At 38.8% G+C, this 18734-nt stretch carries 18 protein-coding genes; 6 read left to right on the top strand and 12 right to left on the bottom strand.

Annotated elements, in window-relative coordinates; genetic code table 11:
* Positions 1-8: 8 nt before the first annotated feature.
* The 3 genes from KTH84_RS16415 to pheA all read right to left on the bottom strand — a co-directional run bounded on the left by KTH84_RS16415 (position 9) and on the right by pheA (position 3983).
* Complete coding sequence (locus tag KTH84_RS16415; RefSeq protein WP_042897158.1) at positions 9-392, bottom strand: hypothetical protein; 384 nt, start codon at positions 390-392, stop codon at positions 9-11.
* 127 nt (positions 393-519) lie between these two features.
* Positions 520-2766, bottom strand: a complete 2247-nt coding sequence (locus tag KTH84_RS16420) for a bifunctional prephenate dehydrogenase/3-phosphoshikimate 1-carboxyvinyltransferase (protein WP_197730993.1) — start codon at positions 2764-2766, stop codon at positions 520-522.
* 107 nt (positions 2767-2873) lie between these two features.
* Complete coding sequence (gene pheA / locus KTH84_RS16425) at positions 2874-3983, bottom strand: prephenate dehydratase (protein ID WP_003650703.1); 1110 nt, start codon at positions 3981-3983, stop codon at positions 2874-2876.
* A gap of 184 nt (positions 3984-4167) precedes the next feature.
* Here pheA and KTH84_RS16430 point away from each other — a divergent pair, with 184 nt between their 5' ends.
* Both KTH84_RS16430 and KTH84_RS16435 read left to right on the top strand, forming a co-directional pair.
* On the top strand, positions 4168-5112 hold the full coding sequence (locus KTH84_RS16430) for an alpha/beta hydrolase (protein ID WP_262474256.1): 945 nt from the start codon (positions 4168-4170) through the stop codon (positions 5110-5112).
* Between the two features lie 106 nt (positions 5113-5218).
* Positions 5219-5845, top strand: a complete 627-nt coding sequence (locus tag KTH84_RS16435) for a hypothetical protein (protein ID WP_262474258.1) — start codon at positions 5219-5221, stop codon at positions 5843-5845.
* Positions 5846-5892: 47 nt separating this feature from the next.
* Here the strand turns inward: KTH84_RS16435 and KTH84_RS16440 are convergent, their stop codons facing one another.
* Positions 5893-7038 carry an acyl-CoA dehydrogenase family protein gene (locus KTH84_RS16440; protein WP_202741578.1) on the bottom strand — a complete coding sequence of 382 codons (1146 nt, stop codon included), beginning with the start codon at positions 7036-7038 and terminating at the stop codon, positions 5893-5895.
* A 163-nt stretch (positions 7039-7201) separates the two neighbouring features.
* Positions 7202-8560 (bottom strand): dicarboxylate/amino acid:cation symporter, encoded by a 1359-nt coding sequence (locus KTH84_RS16445; protein ID WP_133972539.1) that lies wholly within the window; start codon positions 8558-8560, stop codon positions 7202-7204.
* 503 nt (positions 8561-9063) lie between these two features.
* Here KTH84_RS16445 and KTH84_RS16450 point away from each other — a divergent pair.
* Positions 9064-10059, top strand: coding sequence for a glycosyl transferase family protein (locus KTH84_RS16450; RefSeq protein ID WP_262474262.1), 996 nt, complete (start codon positions 9064-9066; stop codon positions 10057-10059).
* 38 nt (positions 10060-10097) lie between these two features.
* On the opposite strand, the gene KTH84_RS16455 is transcribed toward KTH84_RS16450, so the two are convergent.
* The 3 genes from KTH84_RS16455 to KTH84_RS16465 form a co-directional block, all read right to left on the bottom strand.
* Positions 10098-10505, bottom strand: a complete 408-nt coding sequence (locus KTH84_RS16455; RefSeq protein WP_003650692.1) for a hypothetical protein — start codon at positions 10503-10505, stop codon at positions 10098-10100.
* Positions 10506-10567: 62 nt separating this feature from the next.
* Positions 10568-10840, bottom strand: a complete 273-nt coding sequence (locus tag KTH84_RS16460; RefSeq protein ID WP_133972533.1) for a YeaC family protein — start codon at positions 10838-10840, stop codon at positions 10568-10570.
* Complete coding sequence (locus KTH84_RS16465; protein ID WP_003650688.1) at positions 10837-11745, bottom strand: NAD(+) kinase; 909 nt, start codon at positions 11743-11745, stop codon at positions 10837-10839. The genes KTH84_RS16460 and KTH84_RS16465 overlap by 4 nt, the downstream gene beginning before the upstream one ends.
* Before the next feature lie 186 nt (positions 11746-11931).
* Here KTH84_RS16465 and mrcB point away from each other — a divergent pair, with 186 nt between their 5' ends.
* Both mrcB and KTH84_RS16475 read left to right on the top strand, forming a co-directional pair.
* Complete coding sequence (gene mrcB, locus KTH84_RS16470) at positions 11932-14328, top strand: penicillin-binding protein 1B (RefSeq protein ID WP_133972531.1); 2397 nt, start codon at positions 11932-11934, stop codon at positions 14326-14328.
* A 21-nt stretch (positions 14329-14349) separates the two neighbouring features.
* The gene (locus KTH84_RS16475; RefSeq protein ID WP_202741575.1) at positions 14350-14901 is read left to right on the top strand and encodes a tetratricopeptide repeat protein; all 552 of its coding nucleotides are present in this window, start codon (positions 14350-14352) and stop codon (positions 14899-14901) included.
* Positions 14902-14926: 25 nt separating this feature from the next.
* Here the strand turns inward: KTH84_RS16475 and KTH84_RS16480 are convergent, their stop codons facing one another.
* Entirely contained in the window at positions 14927-15826 is a 900-nt protein-coding gene (locus KTH84_RS16480; protein ID WP_262474268.1) for an NUDIX domain-containing protein, read from the bottom strand.
* A 136-nt stretch (positions 15827-15962) separates the two neighbouring features.
* On the opposite strand from KTH84_RS16480, the gene hemP reads away from it, so the two are divergent.
* Positions 15963-16133 (top strand): hemin uptake protein HemP, encoded by a 171-nt coding sequence (gene hemP, locus KTH84_RS16485; RefSeq protein WP_004643472.1) that lies wholly within the window; start codon positions 15963-15965, stop codon positions 16131-16133.
* A gap of 71 nt (positions 16134-16204) precedes the next feature.
* Here hemP and KTH84_RS16490 read toward each other — a convergent pair whose 3' ends face one another.
* From KTH84_RS16490 to KTH84_RS16500, 3 genes are all read right to left on the bottom strand, one after another.
* Positions 16205-17545 (bottom strand): sensor histidine kinase, encoded by a 1341-nt coding sequence (locus KTH84_RS16490; protein WP_262474270.1) that lies wholly within the window; start codon positions 17543-17545, stop codon positions 16205-16207.
* The gene (locus KTH84_RS16495; RefSeq protein ID WP_262474272.1) at positions 17542-18204 is read right to left on the bottom strand and encodes a response regulator transcription factor; all 663 of its coding nucleotides are present in this window, start codon (positions 18202-18204) and stop codon (positions 17542-17544) included. The genes KTH84_RS16490 and KTH84_RS16495 overlap by 4 nt, the downstream gene beginning before the upstream one ends.
* Before the next feature lie 105 nt (positions 18205-18309).
* Positions 18310-18669 (bottom strand): NirD/YgiW/YdeI family stress tolerance protein, encoded by a 360-nt coding sequence (locus KTH84_RS16500; RefSeq protein ID WP_202741571.1) that lies wholly within the window; start codon positions 18667-18669, stop codon positions 18310-18312.
* Between the last annotated feature and the right edge of the window lie 65 nt (positions 18670-18734).

Below are 18734 nucleotides of genomic sequence, written 5' to 3' on the forward strand. Positions count from 1 at the left end.
TGTTTTATTTAGCTTTTCCACTCAAATGCTGAAAAGCTTTGATCGGCTTTCAAACTATTTTCAACTGCCTGTGCAAGTTGACGAATAATACTTTGTGTTTCAATTTTCTCAAACCAATCTTGCTCTTCATCGGGATTGGCAGAAATTTCACACATCAAATGCCCATCATGGTCTGTTTTTTGACAAGTAATAGACAACGGCAAAAGATGATTATCAATACTGACTTCTACTTTTTCATGTTCATGCACAATATGCTGCGCATCAAAACCATAATGTTCCAATTGTTTAAATAATAAAGCCGCTACATATTCTTGGGTGATATGGCATTCATTTGGTGGATGATCAAGCACCCCATGTTGTGGGCAACTGGCAATAAATTGTAATTTTTTCATCCTTTATCCTAACACTTTTATCATTATCTGCACTTAGCATAAGCAATAAACAAACAGCAGCCAAGCATTTAGCCCGCTGCTGCCGTTGCTATTGTGTTAGCAATTATAAAATGTGTTAGGTAAAAAGTTATTGGCTAACTTCAATCGTTAAGCCTGCACGATTCGCCAACTCAGTAAAAGTTGGGAAGCTGGTAGCAACTGTTTCCGTACCCTGAATCGTAATCGGACCAGAATTACGAAGGCCTGCCATACTAAAGCTCATGGCAATACGATGGTCATGGTGTGATTCAACTTCACCACCTGTAAAGATTGGTGACCAATCGCCAGACTTACCCTTGCCTTCAATAATGATGCCATCTTCAGTTGGTGTGCAGTCAATGCCCATGATTTTTAAGCCATCTGCCATCACTTGAATGCGGTCAGACTCTTTCACGCGAAGCTCTGCTGCGCCAGTTAATACGGTCTGTCCTTCTGCACAAGCTGCTGCAATAAATAAAGCTGGGAATTCATCAATTGCTAAAGGCACTTGGTCTTCAGGCATATGGATGCCTTTAAGCGTGCGTGAACCTTTAATATGAATATCAGCAATAGGTTCACCGCCTGCAATACGTTCATTTTCAACAGTCAGATCAGCACCCATCTGTTTTAAAATTTCAATTACGCCAGTACGTGTTGGGTTAATACCTACGGCCTCTAGAACAACATCGGCACCTTCAGTAATTGCAGCACCTACCATGAAGAAAGCAGCTGATGAAATATCTGATGGTACTTGAATATCAGTACCTACTAATTTGCCGCCACCAACTAGAGAAATTTTGTTGCCTTCAGTTTTAACATCATAACCAAATGCACGAAGCATACGTTCAGTATGGTCACGTGTTGGCTCTGGTTCTGTCACAGAAATTTCACCTTCAGCCCATAAGCCAGCAAGCAAAATACCAGACTTCACTTGAGCAGATGCCATTGGTAAATCGTATTGAATCGCTTTTAATTGTTGACCGCCAGTAATGCTGACAGGTGGTGTACCTTTTTCACCCGTAGTTCGAATTTGTGCGCCCATTAAACGCAATGGTTTAGCAATACGCTCCATTGGACGTTTAGAAAGTGAAGCATCACCTGTCATGACAGAATCAAACTTTTGAGCTGATAACATACCTGAAAGCAAACGCATGCTTGTTCCAGAGTTGCCCATATATAAAGCACTTACTGGTGCTTTTAAACCATGCATGCCCACACCGTGAATAGTCACTTCACCATTGTTAGGACCTTCAATACTTACTCCCATATCACGGAAAGCTTGCAAAGTTGCTAATGCATCTTCACCTTCAAGGAAGCCAGTGACATGAGTAGTGCCTTCGGCAATAGCACCAAACATAATGGAGCGATGTGACACAGATTTGTCACCCGGTACGGTAAATTTACCTTTAAAAGTTTTATTTCCCGGTAAGATACTGAATTGCTGTGTCACCTTATTTTTCTCCATTAAAGGTTTTTTGGCTAACATATGATTGAAATGCTGACGTGCTGCTTGAGCATGGCCGAGTAAACCCATTAATGCATGAGAATCTTCGTTTTCAATCAATTTTCTAAGTACTGTAAGCTGTTTTTCAAAACCATCTACAGCATTTAATATGGCTGTTTTATTGGCAAAGAAAATGTCATGCCACATTTGTGGATCACTGGCAGCAATCCGCGAAAAGTCACGAAAACCACCTGCTGCATAACGGAAAATATCGAGATTATCTTCACGATTCGCAAGTTGCTCGACCAGATTAAATGCCATTAAATGTGGTAGATGACTCGTATGTGCCAGCACTTCATCATGCTTGGCAACATCCATACAAATGACTTCAGCTTTTGCTGCCGACCAAAGTTGAATCAGTTTATTAACAGCCCATTCTGCACTTGTTGGTAACGGCGTTAAAATCACTTTATGATTTGCAAATAAGTCAACTTTACCCGCGTGAACACCTGTGTGTTCACTACCCGCAATAGGATGCCCCGGTACAAAACCTTCTGGTAAATCTTCACCAAATACAGCTTTCGCTGCATCAACGACATTACCTTTTGTGCTTCCTACATCGGTTAAAATTGTGGTTGCCGACAAATAAGGTTTAATTTGCTCAAGCACTTTTTGTGTAGCACGCACTGGCAAGGCTAAAACGACTAAATCTGCCCCTTTCACGGCTTCAACCGGATCAGAAAATCCTTCGTGTATTAAACCAAGTGATTTTGCATCTTCTAAAGTTTTATGTGAGCGTGTAGATGCCACAATAGTTGTCGCCAACTTTTCTGCAACAATAACACGAGCTAAACTCGACCCGATGAGTCCTAAACCAATAAATGCAACTTTTTTAAATAGGGGTTGTGACATAACTTCAACTTTGCTTTTGCTCAAAGATATTTAAACCATTGAGCAATTTGTTTTTAAGCATAATGACATGCTTATCTTCATGCATGTCATTATTCCAACATAAGTGATTACAGAACAGCGGCAGGATAAGAACCTAAAATACGGATCTCTTTCACCATTGGGCGAATATCATTAATCGCAGCAGCAACATTCTCTTGTTCGATATGCCCTTCTAAATCGATAAAGAATACATATGCCCATTTTTCAGGTAATGCTGGACGAGTCTCAATACTTGTTAAGCTAATATTATGTTTTGCAAATGGCGCTAAAATTTCTAATAAAGCACCCGCACGGTCATGCGCTGAAATCAATAACGATGTTTTATCATTGCCACTTTGTGGAATTTTTTCACGGCCAATGACTAAGAATCGTGTTGTGTTTTCCGGATTATCTTCAATATTGCTATGTAAGATTTCAAGGTTATACATGCCTGCTGCAATATCAGATGCAATCGCTGCCGAATGCCATTCATTACGAATACGACGTGCAGCTTCTGCATTTGAGTTTAAAGCAACGCGCTCAACACCCGGATAATGCGCATCTAACCATTGGCGACATTGAGCCAAAGTTTGTTGATGAGCATAAATCTGCTTAATACTGTCTTTACGTGTATTTTCAGAAACAAGAAATTGATGATGAATACGTAATTCAACTTCACCAATCACATTTAAATTCGATGTTTTGAAGCAATCTAAAGTATGGTTCACAACACCTTCAGATGAGTTCTCGACTGGAACCACACCGTAATGTGCACTGCCTGCTTCCACTTCACGGAAGACTTCATCAATGGTTGGAAGTGGACGTACAACCGCATCTTTACCAAAATGCTTAAGCACAGCAGACTGAGTAAAAGTCCCTTCTGGTCCTAAAAATGCAATACTTTGTGGCGCTTCTAAAGCAAGGCAAGCAGACATAATTTCACGGAACAAACGCGCCATAGTCACATCAGATAAAGGACCTTGGTTGCGCTCCATGACTTTACGTAATACCTGCGCTTCACGTTCAGGACGATAAAACAAAGGATTCTCTTCAGAAGCAAATTTAGCTTTTGCAACAGCTTCAGCAAGGCTTGCGCGGCGATTTAATAATTCTTGAATCTGTTGATCTACGCTATCAATATCTTCGCGAATTTGTTCTAAACTAAGAGAAGTCGTTTTGTTTTGATCATCGTTGATCATTAGAATGCAGCCTCAGTAAAATCATCTTTTAAACGAGAGTATAACAATAGTCTGCTTTGATTTGTTAGGCAATATGGCTGTAAGAGCTTTTTTCATTAACCTTTTTGCTCACATTTCTTTGATCACTTTATTTGATAATGATTTTCATTTATCATTTACATAATAAATTTTATTATTGTTTATTATGCATAAATCATTTTTCTGTTTATCTTCTAGTTTTTTATTAAGTACTTTAATAAGTTGTGCTGCTTTAGCTCAAAATCCTATACAAAATCAATCAAAAATCGTTTTTCAAAATAATCAGGCACAATTTCAAATTAAATCTAAAAATACAGGCCATGATTATTTAATTCAAATCTATAAACCACCCGTTGCCCCACCACAACATGGTTATCCGGTACTTTATATTTTAGATGGAAATGCAACCTTTCCAAGTGCAGTCAATATCGCTCAATCTATTGGCGCTGGTTCTACAAAATTAGGCCTAGACCCGCTGATGATCGTCGCGGTCGGTTACCCTAAACAAAAAACTTTTGATGCACAAAAACGTGCTTATGATTACACGCCAAAACCTTCTGCTGAATTTCAGGCACAAGGTAAATATAAATATGGTGGTGCTGACCAGTTCATCGCATTTTTAAACGATGAGCTCAAACCAGAAATCGCCAAACAGTTTCCAATGAATAGCCAACAACAGAGCCTATATGGACATTCTTTTGGCGGCTTATTTGTGCTTTATCATTTTTTTCAAAAGCCTGCTGCGTTCCAGCGTTACTTTGCTGCAAGCCCATCTCTCTGGTTTGATCAAGGCATGCTATTTCAAAAGTTGAATCAATGGCAAACTCAAAACCCACTCACAGCGCCAATGCTCATGACCACAGTCGGTACCCATGAACAAGGCGGACCTCGCACTCAACTTACTAATACGTTTAATGAAACAGATTTCTTTAAAGCTCTGGAAAATAAACGTTCAAACCAATTTAGTTATTGGCATTTTTACAATCCTGCTGAACAGCATATTACTAATTTATATAGCAGCTTACCGAAAGCACTTATGTTTGCTTCGTGCCAAAACTTAGAAAGCTGTAAATCTTTATTTGATGAGCCTACAAAGCAAGCTGCTAAATAAAACATACCTAAATTAAAGAGAAGCATGTCACCTCTCTTAAAGATAGATCTATCAAAGCATAGATTGGTTATACTACTTAAAGATGTCATAACAACAGTAAAATAGAATGAATAAAATTATTGTTTTAGGTCTGCTAAGTTTTATAAGTATCAGCTTAACTGCCTGTGGGGGATGTTCAACACTTGCGGGTTGTAATGGTAGTGATCGTTCCCCGTACTATATCACTTCTGTGAGCAATCAAATCCGAGGTATTACTTTACCGCCTAAAACCAAACTCACTTATCAATCACAACATTTTAAGCAGGAATATGAACAAGCGCATGCATTAAAAGAGAAAAATTTAACTAGCATCACTTTACCAGAACATACTGCAATCGTTTGGGGTGGTATGCCTGTAGACATGTTTGTGCAATTTGCCAATCCCGAGATGAAAGGATTTTCGGTTTATCCAGTACGAGGATTTAGAACAGAATTATCAAATGAGTTTTTACGTTTATGGAAAAGCTGTGAAAGCGATTTAAATATTAATTTAAAGAATCCAAATGACTGGACTTTTAATCCTGAAAATATGGAAATAATTGGTTGTAGTGTCAATATTCAAAAGCGTAGCACCTACACCGAAGATTCAGTTCGTCAAGATGAAGCCGATGAGTTTTTAAGAAAGATTAATCATGCATTACACCAACTACCGAAACAACAAAACTATCCTGTACTTCATCGACCTACAAAGTAACCCAAAAAAGCCTGCTCGAAGACAGGCTTTTTTTTAAACCTATTTAATTAGGCTTTACCAATTAATCCACGTGCTACGATTTCTTTCATAATCTCGTTTGTACCACCGTAAATACGTTGAATACGAGCATCTACAAAGAAACGTGAAATTGGATATTCGGTCATATAGCCATAACCACCAAAAAGTTGGAGCAAATTATCTGCGACTTTCATTTGCATATCGCTACTGAAACTTTTCAATGCCGCAGCCGTTTCAACATCAAGTTTGCCTTCTTGATATAAAGCAACGTTTCTTTCATAAAAAGCCGCTGTAGCAAGTTCATCAATTTTTGCTTGTGCCAAAACAAAACGAGTATTTTGGAATTGTGAAATGGGTTGACCAAATGCTTGGCGTTCTTTTACATACGCTGTTGCCAAATCAATTGCACCGCGAATTGCCCCAATTGCAGTAGATGCAATGGCAGTACGTTCACGTGGTAATTCTTGCATTAAATAAGCAAAACCGTGCCCCGCTTGACCAAGCAACTGGTCTTTCGGTACTTTCACATTGTCAAAAAACAACTCAGAGGTATCTTGAGAATGCAGGCCAATTTTGTCGAGGTTGGTTCCTTTTTTAAAGCCTTCTAAGTGAGTGTCAGCTAATAATAATGAAACACCTTTTGCACGCGCTTGAGGATCTGTTTTTACTGCAAGTACAACAAGATCAGCATGCTGTCCATTTGAAATAAAGGTTTTTGAACCATTTAATAAATAATGATCGTCTTGCAAGATGGCACTGGTACGCATTGATTGTAAATCCGAACCTGCTCCCGGTTCAGTCATACCAATTGCACCAACGACTTCCCCTGTTACCATTTTCGGTAGCCAGTATTGTTTTTGCTCTTCTGTCCCGATGTGTAAAATATAGGGTGCAGCAATTTCAGAGTGGCAAGAAATGGCTGTTGATAATGCACAAAAACCAGCACGTGCAGACTCTTCAACCAACATTAATGAATAGTATGTTGGAACGCCATAACCACCATATTCTTCTGGAATATCCACACATAAATAGCCATTTTCACCCAATTGATTCCAAACTGAACGAGGCATGATTCCTTCGCGTTCCCATTGGTCATAGTGAGGCGCGATATGCTCACTCATAAAACGTTTAAAATTATCACGGAATAATTCTAAATCTGCATCGTATGCCAACATAATATTTTCCTTCAGCTTTATTGTTTTATCAAATCTCGTTGTTGTGCATGCTAATCATTTTTTTAGCAACTGTCATGGCATAGCCGCTCATTAAAACTGTACTTTTCAGTCAGCCAATAAAAAAGGAAGCTTTAGCTTCCTTTTTTATATAGGTTTATTTGAATTAATCTAGGCCTTCAGCGACTTGAGGAGTTTTTGGTTCCATCATTTTTCTGTCGACTTCATCAGGATTATTTAAGGCATCGTTGAGCTTATCTTTATCTAAAGCGCCGACCCATTTAGCAACCACAATCGTTGCTAAAGAGTTACCAACAAGGTTGGTTAAAGCACGGGCTTCTGACATGAACCGATCAATACCTAAAATCAATGCCAAACCTGCAACTGGAATATGTCCTACAGCAGATAAAGTTGCTGCCATAACAATAAAGCCAGAGCCAGTTACACCTGCAGCACCCTTAGATGAAATTAAGAGGACCAGCAATAAAGTGATCTGATGTTGAATATCAAGCTGTGTATTCGTTGCCTGAGCAATAAAGATTGCAGCCATGGTCAAGTAAATTGATGTACCGTCAAGGTTAAATGAATAACCTGTTGGAATGACTAAACCGACGACTGATTTTTCACAGCCTGCAATTTCAAGTTTACGTAACATACGCGGCAGAACAGATTCAGAAGAAGATGTACCAAGTACAATTAATAGCTCTTCGCGAATCAGGCGAATCATCTTGAGGATACTGAATCCACTAATACGGCTGATTGTACCCAAGATCAAGAAGATAAAGAGTAAACATGTAATATAGAAACAGAGAATTAATTGCCCTAATTGTACGAGTGAACCAACGCCATATTTACCGATGGTGAATGCCATCGCACCAAATGCACCAATCGGAGCCAGTTTCATGATCATATTCACAATGTTAAAGAACACATGTGCAACTTGATCAATAAATTTTAAAACTGGACGTCCAGCATCACCTAACTTATGTAAAGCAAACCCAAAGAGAATTGCAAAAAGAAGGACTTGTAAGATTTCACCATTTGCAAATGCACCAACAACCGTATCTGGAATAATGTGCATTAAGAAATCAATGGTAGATTGTGACTCACCAGAACTGACGTATTTTTGAATGCCCGAGGTGTCTAGCGTTGTAGGATCGATATTCATTCCTACACCTGGTTTAGCAATGTTAATTACAACAAGGCCAATCAGAAGTGCAACTGTTGAAACGATCTCAAAGTATAATAATGCAACGCCGCCCGTTTTCCCGACTGACTTCATGCTTTCCATGCCAGCAATACCGCTTACCACGGTACAGAAAATAACAGGGGCAATGATCATCTTGATCAAACGAATAAAGGCATCACCTAATGGCTTGAGTTGCTCACCTAAACCTGGGATATGTTGTTCGACACCATTGACAATTTGCGTTGTGCTTGGGGAAAAATGCCCTACCAAAACACCCGCAATAATCGCAACAATCACTTGAAAATAAAGTGATTTATAAATCGGTTTTTTAGCCATAACTTTACTTCAATCTATATTTCCAAGTCCGTTGGAAATACCAAAATGAAACGTCTATTCTTTACGAATACACAGCCCTAACCTTTTACAATAACACCGCAAAAGGGAAACGGTTCTTTGTAGACAAAAAACCTTCCTACTACCTCAATGAAAACAAAAAAGTTGTTTTCTAAAACAGGAGAATACCTAAAGTTTCTAACCACTTTGAGTAGTTAGAAATAACCTCTTACTCTTTCAATAAAAAGCTGAAGATATAGGAGAATCACAGAAAATTATGATATGAGTGCTCAAAAAAGCACAAGAAAGTTTACTCGAATTAAATAACAATTCGGTTAATTTTTTGGCTAATACGCATAAAAAACACTCAGGAAGCTCTAAGACTTTAGTATAAGAAACACTTTTGATATTTTTTCAGCGGTTTTTTATGTCATATTGATTAAACACTTGTGGACATTTCATTTTGAGCTGCCTACATCCCACATTTTTATTGCTTTTGAACTATGATGAATACTAAACGTAATATTTATAAAGATGCTGAACACCCCTTTGCTCAATATGTCCGTATTTTAGGGAAAGGAAAAAGTGGTTCACGCTCTTTAAGCTATGAAGAAGCTTATCAGGCATTTACCATGATTTTAAAAGGTGAAGTGCTTGATGTGCAGTTAGGCGCTTTTTTAATGCTGCTTCGGGTTAAAGAAGAATCTATTGATGAACTCGCGGGATTTGTTCAAGCGACTAGAGACCAGCTTAATTTTAAGCCTTTAGATGTCGATCTAGACTGGTCATCCTATGCAGGTAAACGTAAACACTACCCATGGTTTTTGTTAGCAGCCCTCACCCTTGCACAGCACGGTTATAAAATTGTCATGCACGGCGCATCAGGTCACACACTGAATCGAGTTTATACCGAGCAGGTTTTAGAATATCTTGATTATCCAATTTGTCATTCAGAACAAGACGTTCGTACACATCTAGCAGAGCAAAATTTCGCATACTTACCATTAGACGTGATTTCACCTGTTTTAAGTGAACTGATTTCCTTGAGAAATGTGATGGGATTACGTTCGCCTATTCATACTTTAGCCCGCTTAATAAATCCTTTTAATGCAAAGGTCACCTTACAAGCTATATTCCATCCAGCTTATAGAACTTCCCATCAACATAGTGCACTGCGCTTAGGCTATCAAAATAGTGCAGTCATTAAGGGTGAAGGCGGTGAATTTGAGCGAAATCCGGATGCCAAAACACTCATTTGTGGCATTAAAAATGGTGAACTCTATGAACATGAGTTACCAAAGCTCACACCTGAACGTAGTCCAACTGAAGAAGAATTAGATTTAGCAACTTTTAAAGCAGTATGGTTAGGTCAGCAGCATCATGAATATGGAGAAATGGCAGTAACAGAAACCATCGGAATTGCACTATATACCATGGGAGTTGCTACTAGTTTTGAAGAGGCAATGCTGAAAGCAAAAGCATTATGGAATAGTCGTTTCTAATATATGAATGACCAAGGTTATATCGGATAGCCTTGGTTTTAAGGTTCAATATAATAAAAATCTGGCCAAAATGGATATTCCTGACCTGAAGAATGAATATTTCTTAGTTTCAAGTGATCACCTATTTTGATTGTAATCTTATTAGAATCGTAGGAACCCGAAAGATAAGCATCTCGTTGTTGACCAATAAGTGTCTTACAATATAAATGATGCGCTTTGATCTTTTGGGAGCTTCGTATTGTTTGCGACTCCAGCACCTGAATCCCAATCAATAACATGGGATAACCGTCGTTCTTTATACTTGTATATTTAGCTTGAGGTGAAGTGTATTTCCGACTCGCAACAACCTTCACGTTGAGTAAACATTCAATCGGCTGTTTGGCTAATGCAGCACCACTAAACAATATTAGAAATAATAGTACGTAAATAGGTTTTAAACGTTTCATAGGATTCTTTATTATATTTTGATAAACATAAAAAAAGCCCAGTAATCACTGAGCTTCTTAAATTAAACAAAACGAATTGGCTTAAATTCTGGCTCATGCTTGTGATGATCATCTTCACAAACTTCACCTTCTTCTTTCTTACCGCGGTCAATATAACCAGTACGTTCTTCTTCCGGTAAGTTCTTTAATTCCCAAGCGATGACAGCTTGCATACAAGTTTCACGCTGCTCTTTTGTTAAAACAACGCCATTTGGCCATTTACCAATTTCTACTGCTGTTTTTAAACGCTCTACAATTTCAGGGTTTAAAACAGATAGCATTTGTTCAATATTCATGATTCATCTCTTTGAAAAGATTCAAAATCTTGGTTCCAACCAAGTTTGGTACGGCAGGCCATATAGAAATCATAACCTGGTGGATGCAATAAACTTAGTTTAAATGGATGTTTACGGATGTGTAAACTATCTCCGACATTCAGCGATATACTATGTTGTCCATCAGCACTCACCATCGGCAAAACTCGATTTTCGCGAATAACAATTTTAATTTCGCTTTGCCCGCCGACTACGATGGGACGTGATGACAATGTATGGGGATGCATTGGAACTAATGCAATCGCATCCATACTTGGATGTAAAATTGGTCCACCACCTGACAACGCATAAGCCGTTGATCCTGTTGGAGTAGAAACAATTAAACCATCACTATGCTGACGATAAACATATTGACCATCAATGTTGAGTTCAAAGTCAATCATATGGACGGACTTACCCGAATGCAAAACAACATCATTTAAAGCGATTGCATCATAAATAACTTCGCCATTTGTTCGTACTTCCATTTCAAGTAAGAAACGGCGATCAAGTTGAAAATGCCCTTGAAGGACTTGATCAAGTTTAAAAATCGCTTCTGAAGGTTTGATATCAGTTAAAAAACCTAGTCGTCCACGGTTGATGCCTATTACAGGCGTATTGTAACGGACCAACGCTCTCGCCGCATGGAGTAGCGAACCATCGCCTCCAACCACAATAACTAAATCAGCAACTTCACCTAATAAATGGCGACTTACTATCTGTGCATGATCATAAGGCACTAATTCGGCTGTTTCCTGATCAAAAATGGGGTTCAAACCTAAGTTCAACAAATGATCATGAATTAAACATAGTGTTTCTACAACTGATGATTTATCTGGTCGACCGATTAACCCGACGTTTCTGAAGGACTTATGTGAAATTTGCACGAATGAGTAAGCTCCGCTGCGATACTCGCCTATAATAACATTAACCCGATTAATTTAAAAAAACATAACTACAAGATGCTGTAAAATTCAATCTAACTTTTCCAATTATTCACAGTTTTATCATTGCAAATTGATGACAAGCTATCGCATCATTACAGGCATTGTTAGGGTTTTTATCTCATTTTTATGAAGTTTGAACGTGGTATCGGTTTCTTTGCACTAATCTTTTCGATTTTAATCATTGGTGCTTTTATTGCTCTTAGTATCTATCTGATTCGTCTAGATAATATTATCCGTGAAAAATTTGAAGGACAGCGTTGGGATATTCCTGCCAAAGTGTTTGCACGACCTTTGGAAATTTATAACAACGCACCTATTTCTCAAGCAAATTTCACTCAAGAATTAAAGCTATTGGGTTACAAAACTTCAAGTAATTATGACAAGTCTGGAAGTTATGTTGCTCAAGGCAGCAATATGTATATCCACACACGTGGTTTTGACTACGGTGATAGTGTTGAACCAGAGCAAGTACTAGAGTTAAGTTTTGCCAATGATCAAGTTGTTGAAGTTCGAAGTACCAAACCTTCTTCAACAGGCGTTGCGCGCTTAGAACCGCTACTCATTGGAGGAATTTATCCTCAACACAATGAAGACCGTGTACTCATTAAACTGAATAATGTCCCTAAACCACTCATTGAAGCGTTAATTTCTACAGAAGATCGCAATTTTTATCATCATCATGGTATTTCAATTCGCGGTACGGCTCGTGCATTGGTCAGTAATGTCACAGGTGGAAAACGTCAAGGTGGATCAACCCTGACTCAGCAATTAGTTAAAAATTTCTATCTCACTCCAGAACGCACATTAAAACGTAAAGTTAATGAGGCGTTAATGGCTTTACTCATCGAACTGCATTACAGCAAAGATGAAATTTTAGAAGCCTATTTAAATGAAGTAAACCTTGGTCAAAATGGTAGCTATTCAATTAATGGCTATGGTTTGGCTTCACAATTTTATTTCGGTTTACCGCTACGTGAACTTAGTGTTGCACAACAAGCTTATTTAGTAGGTTTGGTTCAAGGTCCTTCTTTATATAACCCTTGGAAAAACCCTGAAGGTGCAAAAAAACGCCGCGATACCGTGTTAAATAATATGCGTGTGATGGGTTATTTAACTCAAGCCGAATATGAAGATGAAATTGCACGTCCTTTAAATGTGTTAAGTAAACCAAGTTTAGGCCCTGCAAAATTCCCAGACTTTTTAGATATTGTCCGTCGTCAATTACGTACAGAGTATCAAGAAAGTGATTTAACCAATCAGGGATTACGTATTTTTACGACCTTAGATCCAATTACTCAAACTCAAGTTCAAAACGCATTTAAAGCTTCAGTAGATCGTTTGGCTAACAGTAATCCAGCGCGTTTGAAAAACTTACAAGGCGCGGTACTGATTGCGCATCCTGAAAATGGCGAGTTAGTTGCAGCGGTTGGTTCTACACAAGACTTCACTGGTTTTAACCGTGCTTTAGATGCGAAACGTCAAGTCGGTTCTTTATTGAAACCTGTGATTTATTTAAGTGCTATTGAATCTGGACGCTATAACTGGGCAAGCCAAATTGAAGATGCGCCGATTAGTGTTCCTGTAGATGGAGGAAAAAGCTGGACTCCTAAAAACTACAGTGGTGGTGGACATGGTGTAGTCAGCCTGAGTGAAGCATTAGCAAATTCATATAACCTATCTGCTGTACGCATGGGTCAAGAATTTGGTCTATCTACATTTAGCAATAATTTAAGAAAGTTTGGTGTTGAATCAACAATTCCTGCCTACCCTTCAATTTTCCTTGGGGCAGTCAATATGTCACCAATGGAAGTGCTCGGAATCTATGAGAACTTCGCTACAGGTGGTTTTAAATATCCAACTCGTGCAATTCGATCTGTCGTAGACGCGAATGGTCGTCTGCTTGACCGTTATGGCCTTAATGTTCAACAAACGATTGATCCTTCTGTCGGCTATATCATGAATTATGGTCTACAACAGGTGATGTCTTCGGGTACTGGTCGTGCAGCTTATAGCAGCTTATCTCCAGCGTTAAAATTGGCAGGTAAATCAGGTACGACTAACGACACACGTGATTCATGGTTTGCAGGTTACTCAGGTAATCACGTTGCTGTCGTATGGTTAGGTTTAGATGACAACAAAGTTACTGGCCTAACGGGCTCATCTGGTGCATTGCCCGTATGGATTAATGTGATGAAGCAATTACGTCAGACTCCTGTAAATATACGTCAGCCAGACACTGTACAGTGGCAGTGGATTGATCGTGCATCAGGTGATTTATCAGCACAGGCTTGTGATGGTGCTATGTATATTCCGATGCTAACGCACACGGTTCCACATCGTGCTACGCCATGTGGAGCGCCGTATTATCAAGTTGATCCAACATATACGCCACAAAGTGATAACACAACGCTTGACTCTCAGGATGATAATACCGACAGTTATATTCGTGAAAGTGAAAGCCAGATGGAACAAGATCTGTCAAACAACTCACGAGTCATTTCAAGTGGTAGTTATAACAACTAAGCGTTAACAGGAAAGTAGGATATGTTGAAGAAAGGTGTTTTTTATATTGGTGCTGTACTTATGGTCGGCTGTACAACTTTGCCTGATCATTCTGGCTCCAAAGAGAAAACACCAACCCCGCCAGTGAAGAAAAATACGGAAACTCCATCGGGTGTAAAAATTACACCTTATGAGCATCCAGAAATTCAACGCAAAAATTTACAGGTCATTGTTCCGCAGCAAAAGAAGCTCCAACGCTTTAATGATGATGGAAGTCAATTACCTGCATTTAAAGTGTTAATGCAAAAGACACAACAGGCTTACAAAAACCAGCAATGGTCAGAAGCTGAACGCTATGCACTCCAAGCACAGCGTTTAGCACCACAAGCAGCTGAGACTTATTTATTTCTTGCCCTTACGGCAAATCATAAACAGCAATATTCTAATGCTGAGTCTCTAGCACGACGTGGTTTAAGTTTTGCCCAAAGTCAGGCCATGAAAAAGCAGCTTTGGTTGACCATTTTAAAAGCTGGGCAACAACGTAATAATCAAAAAACTGTTCAAGAAGCGCAACAAGCATTAAAAGCCCTCTAGCTTTTAATGCTTTTCTATTTTCTTATTAGAAATTACGAATACCTGCTAAGCCATATGCACTATGCTGCTGTGCAGTGGCTAAATCATCAGGATGCACTCCTCCCAATGCAAAAACTGGAATCTGGCTAGTTTGGGCTAGATCAGCAAAGCGTTCCCACCCTAATGCCACAGCTTCTGGATGAGTTGCTGTTGGTTGTATAGGACTAATAAAAACAGCATCACAACCAATCTGCTCAGCCTGCTTTAAAGAAACCGCATCATGACAAGCGGCAATATAGCGTACGCCTACTGTTAAATCGCCCTTCTGCAAATTCATGAGCTGAGATTGTTTTAAATGAACGGTCTTAATCTGTTTCTTTAACTCAGGGCTCAACTGCTGCCAAATATCTGTATTAATAATTAAGTTTAATAACTGATTTTCATCTAAAGCACTTAATTGCTTTATATATTGCTGCTCAGATTCATCTTCTATACGCCAGTACAATAAAGTATTGCTACGCTCTACAGGCGTAAGCATATGGCTGATTTTGATGAGATGAGGCCAATAGAGTCGCTTTATGATGTCTTTATTGGCTTTTGGAAAGTTTAAGTGAAGTAGCTGTTCCCGTGTGTACCATGCCCATGGTTGATGAATAAGATTTAATAATTCATCAGGCACATAACTATGGAATAAATGTAAATTGACAATAATGTCGTCATACTCATGGTGAATATAATCAAACTGATGCCAATCTTTTAAACCGATACCGACTTCTTCATAGATTTCACGGCGACAGGCTTCTTCGGGTGTTTCCCCCTGCTCAACCTTTCCACCAGGAAACTCATGCTTTCCACCTTGATGCTGCTGCTCTTCGCGCCATCCAACTAATATTTTTCCACGATGAATTAAGATGGCTATTGCGACATCAACGATCGGTTTAGGCATTTTTCTACTCTCTAAAACTTTTCTCAAGTGTAAGCAAATTTTATCATTTTATAAAATCTTTAAAATATCATTGACAGACCTATTCGATAATGATTATCATTTAAATCGTTCAAGAACATACCACGGAGCACAACAAATGAACGCACCTTTTAGCTTATTTACTCGTAACAATGAAACAGCTCACGCCTTACCAATGTTACATTCTAATAACCTCTTTGCATTAGGCCGCGAAATCCGCATTATGCATGCTGGCGAGGAATATCGTTTACGCCTCACTCGCAATAACCGTCTTATTTTAACTAAATAAAAATACACTCGCGTTTCAATAATATTCGTGGGAAAACAAAAAATGGATAGCATGGGTAACCATGCTATTTTTTATAATGGAAGATTAACCTCCACCCTCAAACCACCCTGTTCAGCATGCATAAAATGTAATTCACCGTTATGCAATTCAATAATTTTTCGTGTAATCGAAATTCCCAACCCTGAACCTTGCTGCTGAGTACCTAATACCCGAAAAAAACGCTGTCCTAAACGTTGCAATACCTCATCATCGACACCATTTCCAGTATCTTGTATAGAGATCTTAATTTGCTGTTCATCCTGACTAATCTCAACATGTATAGAGCCTAAAGTCGGGCTATAACGAATGGCATTATCAAATAAATTTCTAAAAGCGATAAAGAGCAATTCTTCATTCGCAAACATTTTAGTTTCTGTCGATAAGGTATTTGTCTTTATCAACATTTGTTTAGCTTGTGCATCCAAATCTACAGTTTCAATGACTCTGGCCAGTAAGTAATTTAAATCGATAACCGCCTTGGGAAGTTCCGGCTGCTCTGCTTCATTGGGTTCCAAGCGAGCAAGAAGCAATAAATTTTCAAGTATTTTTGTACTTCTTGAAACGTCTTCCTGTATACGCTCAAAGTCCTGATGAAGTTCTGGAACATGTTGATATTTACGCTGCAAAACCTGAAGACGCATTTGTATGGCAGATAATGGAGATCGTAACTCATGAGAAGCATCTGCGGTAAAACGCTGTTCAGCGACTAATGCCCTTTGCAACCTTGCAAGTAATTGGTTTAGCGCATCAATCACAGGCTGAATTTCGGTAATGACATCTGGGTCTTGAATAGGTTCTAAATTTGATGCTGTTTTTTGGGCAATACGTTTAGAAAGTAGATTTAACGCAGCCAATTGTTGTTCAGTACGCCAACTGACAATGACCCATTGTAGCAGCCAGAACAACACCATAAGACCACTATACCCAGCAAGTGCCTTGAGTACTTCTTCGATACGGGTACTCATTGGCTGAAAGACTTCAACTTGAAGTTGGGAGTCGTCTTGCTGTGTAGCCAAACTACGCCATAATTGACCATCAAACCAAAAATATGAAAAACCTTCTGATAAATTACCTTGTTCAAAAAGCTCGTGCTGATAGCTATGAGAATGAGTAAGTACTTGGCCTGCGTCTAATAACTCATACTGAATATCAAACTCATCACTGAGCTCATCAAACTGTTTCATAGAGTGCCCAGAAAGATCAGAAACTAGCAATGTGTCTGAAATTTCATCCATGATTTCGTCTTGCACTGACATGTTGTGATAAATAGAAAATATAGTGAGTAAGCTTAAAGCCAGCAAGCCCACCACGACACTACTCCACATCGTGGTTTTAACCAGTTGCGACTGCAAGGATGAGCGATTTGATTTCATTTTAAATCTCCCATACGGTAGCCTAGCCCCCGTATGGTTTTAATGCAGCTACTCCCGATTTTTTTTCGAAGCTGATAAATAAATACTTCTATTGCGTTACTTTCAATTTCCTCACCCCATGCATAGAGCGCTTCTTCTAATTGATCACGTGTAATAATATGTTCAGGATGCACCATCAGCTTACGCAATATTTGGAACTCTTTCGCTGTTAAATCAATAGATTTTCCAGCACACGATACAACTTTTGCTTGTGTATCGAGTTGCAGATTTCCCCACGTTAAAATCGATTGCTGACTCAACGTTTGCTTGCGTAATTGAGCGCGGATTCGAGCAGATAATTCTTCTAAACTAAAAGGTTTAACTAAATAATCATTTGCGCCTAAATCTAGTCCTTCTACTCGGTCATGAATACTGTCACGTGCGGTAATAAAAATAACAGGAACATTTTTTTGTTTATGACGGATCGTTGTTAAAACTTTTTCACCAGCCAGTTGAGGCAGCCCCCGATCAAGCAAAATACAATCATAGTCATGCTGCTCGATTGCCGTAAGCGCATAATCACCTCTTTCCACCCAATCGACCTGATAACCATCTAACTCTAACCATGATTGAATACTTTCAGCTTGAGAGCGATCATCTTCTGCAAGCAAAATTCTCATCTATTTTTCCTGTTATATCCTGATTTAATCTTGCCTAGCCTTTTTTAAAAAAGCAAAGCCGCATTATTAAAATGCGGCTAAAGGCAATACATCTAAGATTATTAATTAAAACTGAACTTGATCCACATCAATTTCGACGCGTTTTAAAGGTTTATAATCAATGTCTACTTCACCAATTAAAGTTACATTTGTATTTGGTGAAATAGGACGACCTTGCCAAAGCTCATCATCTACATCAACTGTAATGCTACCTGTCTTGTCACGAAATTGATATTTTTCATCACCTAAAGATTTTACAACCTGACCATGTAATTTTATTGGTGTACTATCTTTAGCCGTTAATGCCTGTTTTACCGTGGTGACAGTTGCCGGAGCAATTGCAGCCTGATTGACTGGTGTATTCGCTAGAACTACACCAGCGGCAGTCATACCAGCAGTCATCATCATTACTTTAAGCATATTCATATAATTACCCTCTGTTTTTGGTTTCCTCTTGGGATAAAGCAATTACATCATGCATAAATGAGGTG

Origin of the sequence: Acinetobacter sp. WU_MDCI_Abxb74 (genome assembly GCF_025513915.1) — a bacterium.
In the GTDB taxonomy this organism is placed as follows: Bacteria; Pseudomonadota; Gammaproteobacteria; order Pseudomonadales; family Moraxellaceae; genus Acinetobacter; species Acinetobacter calcoaceticus_C.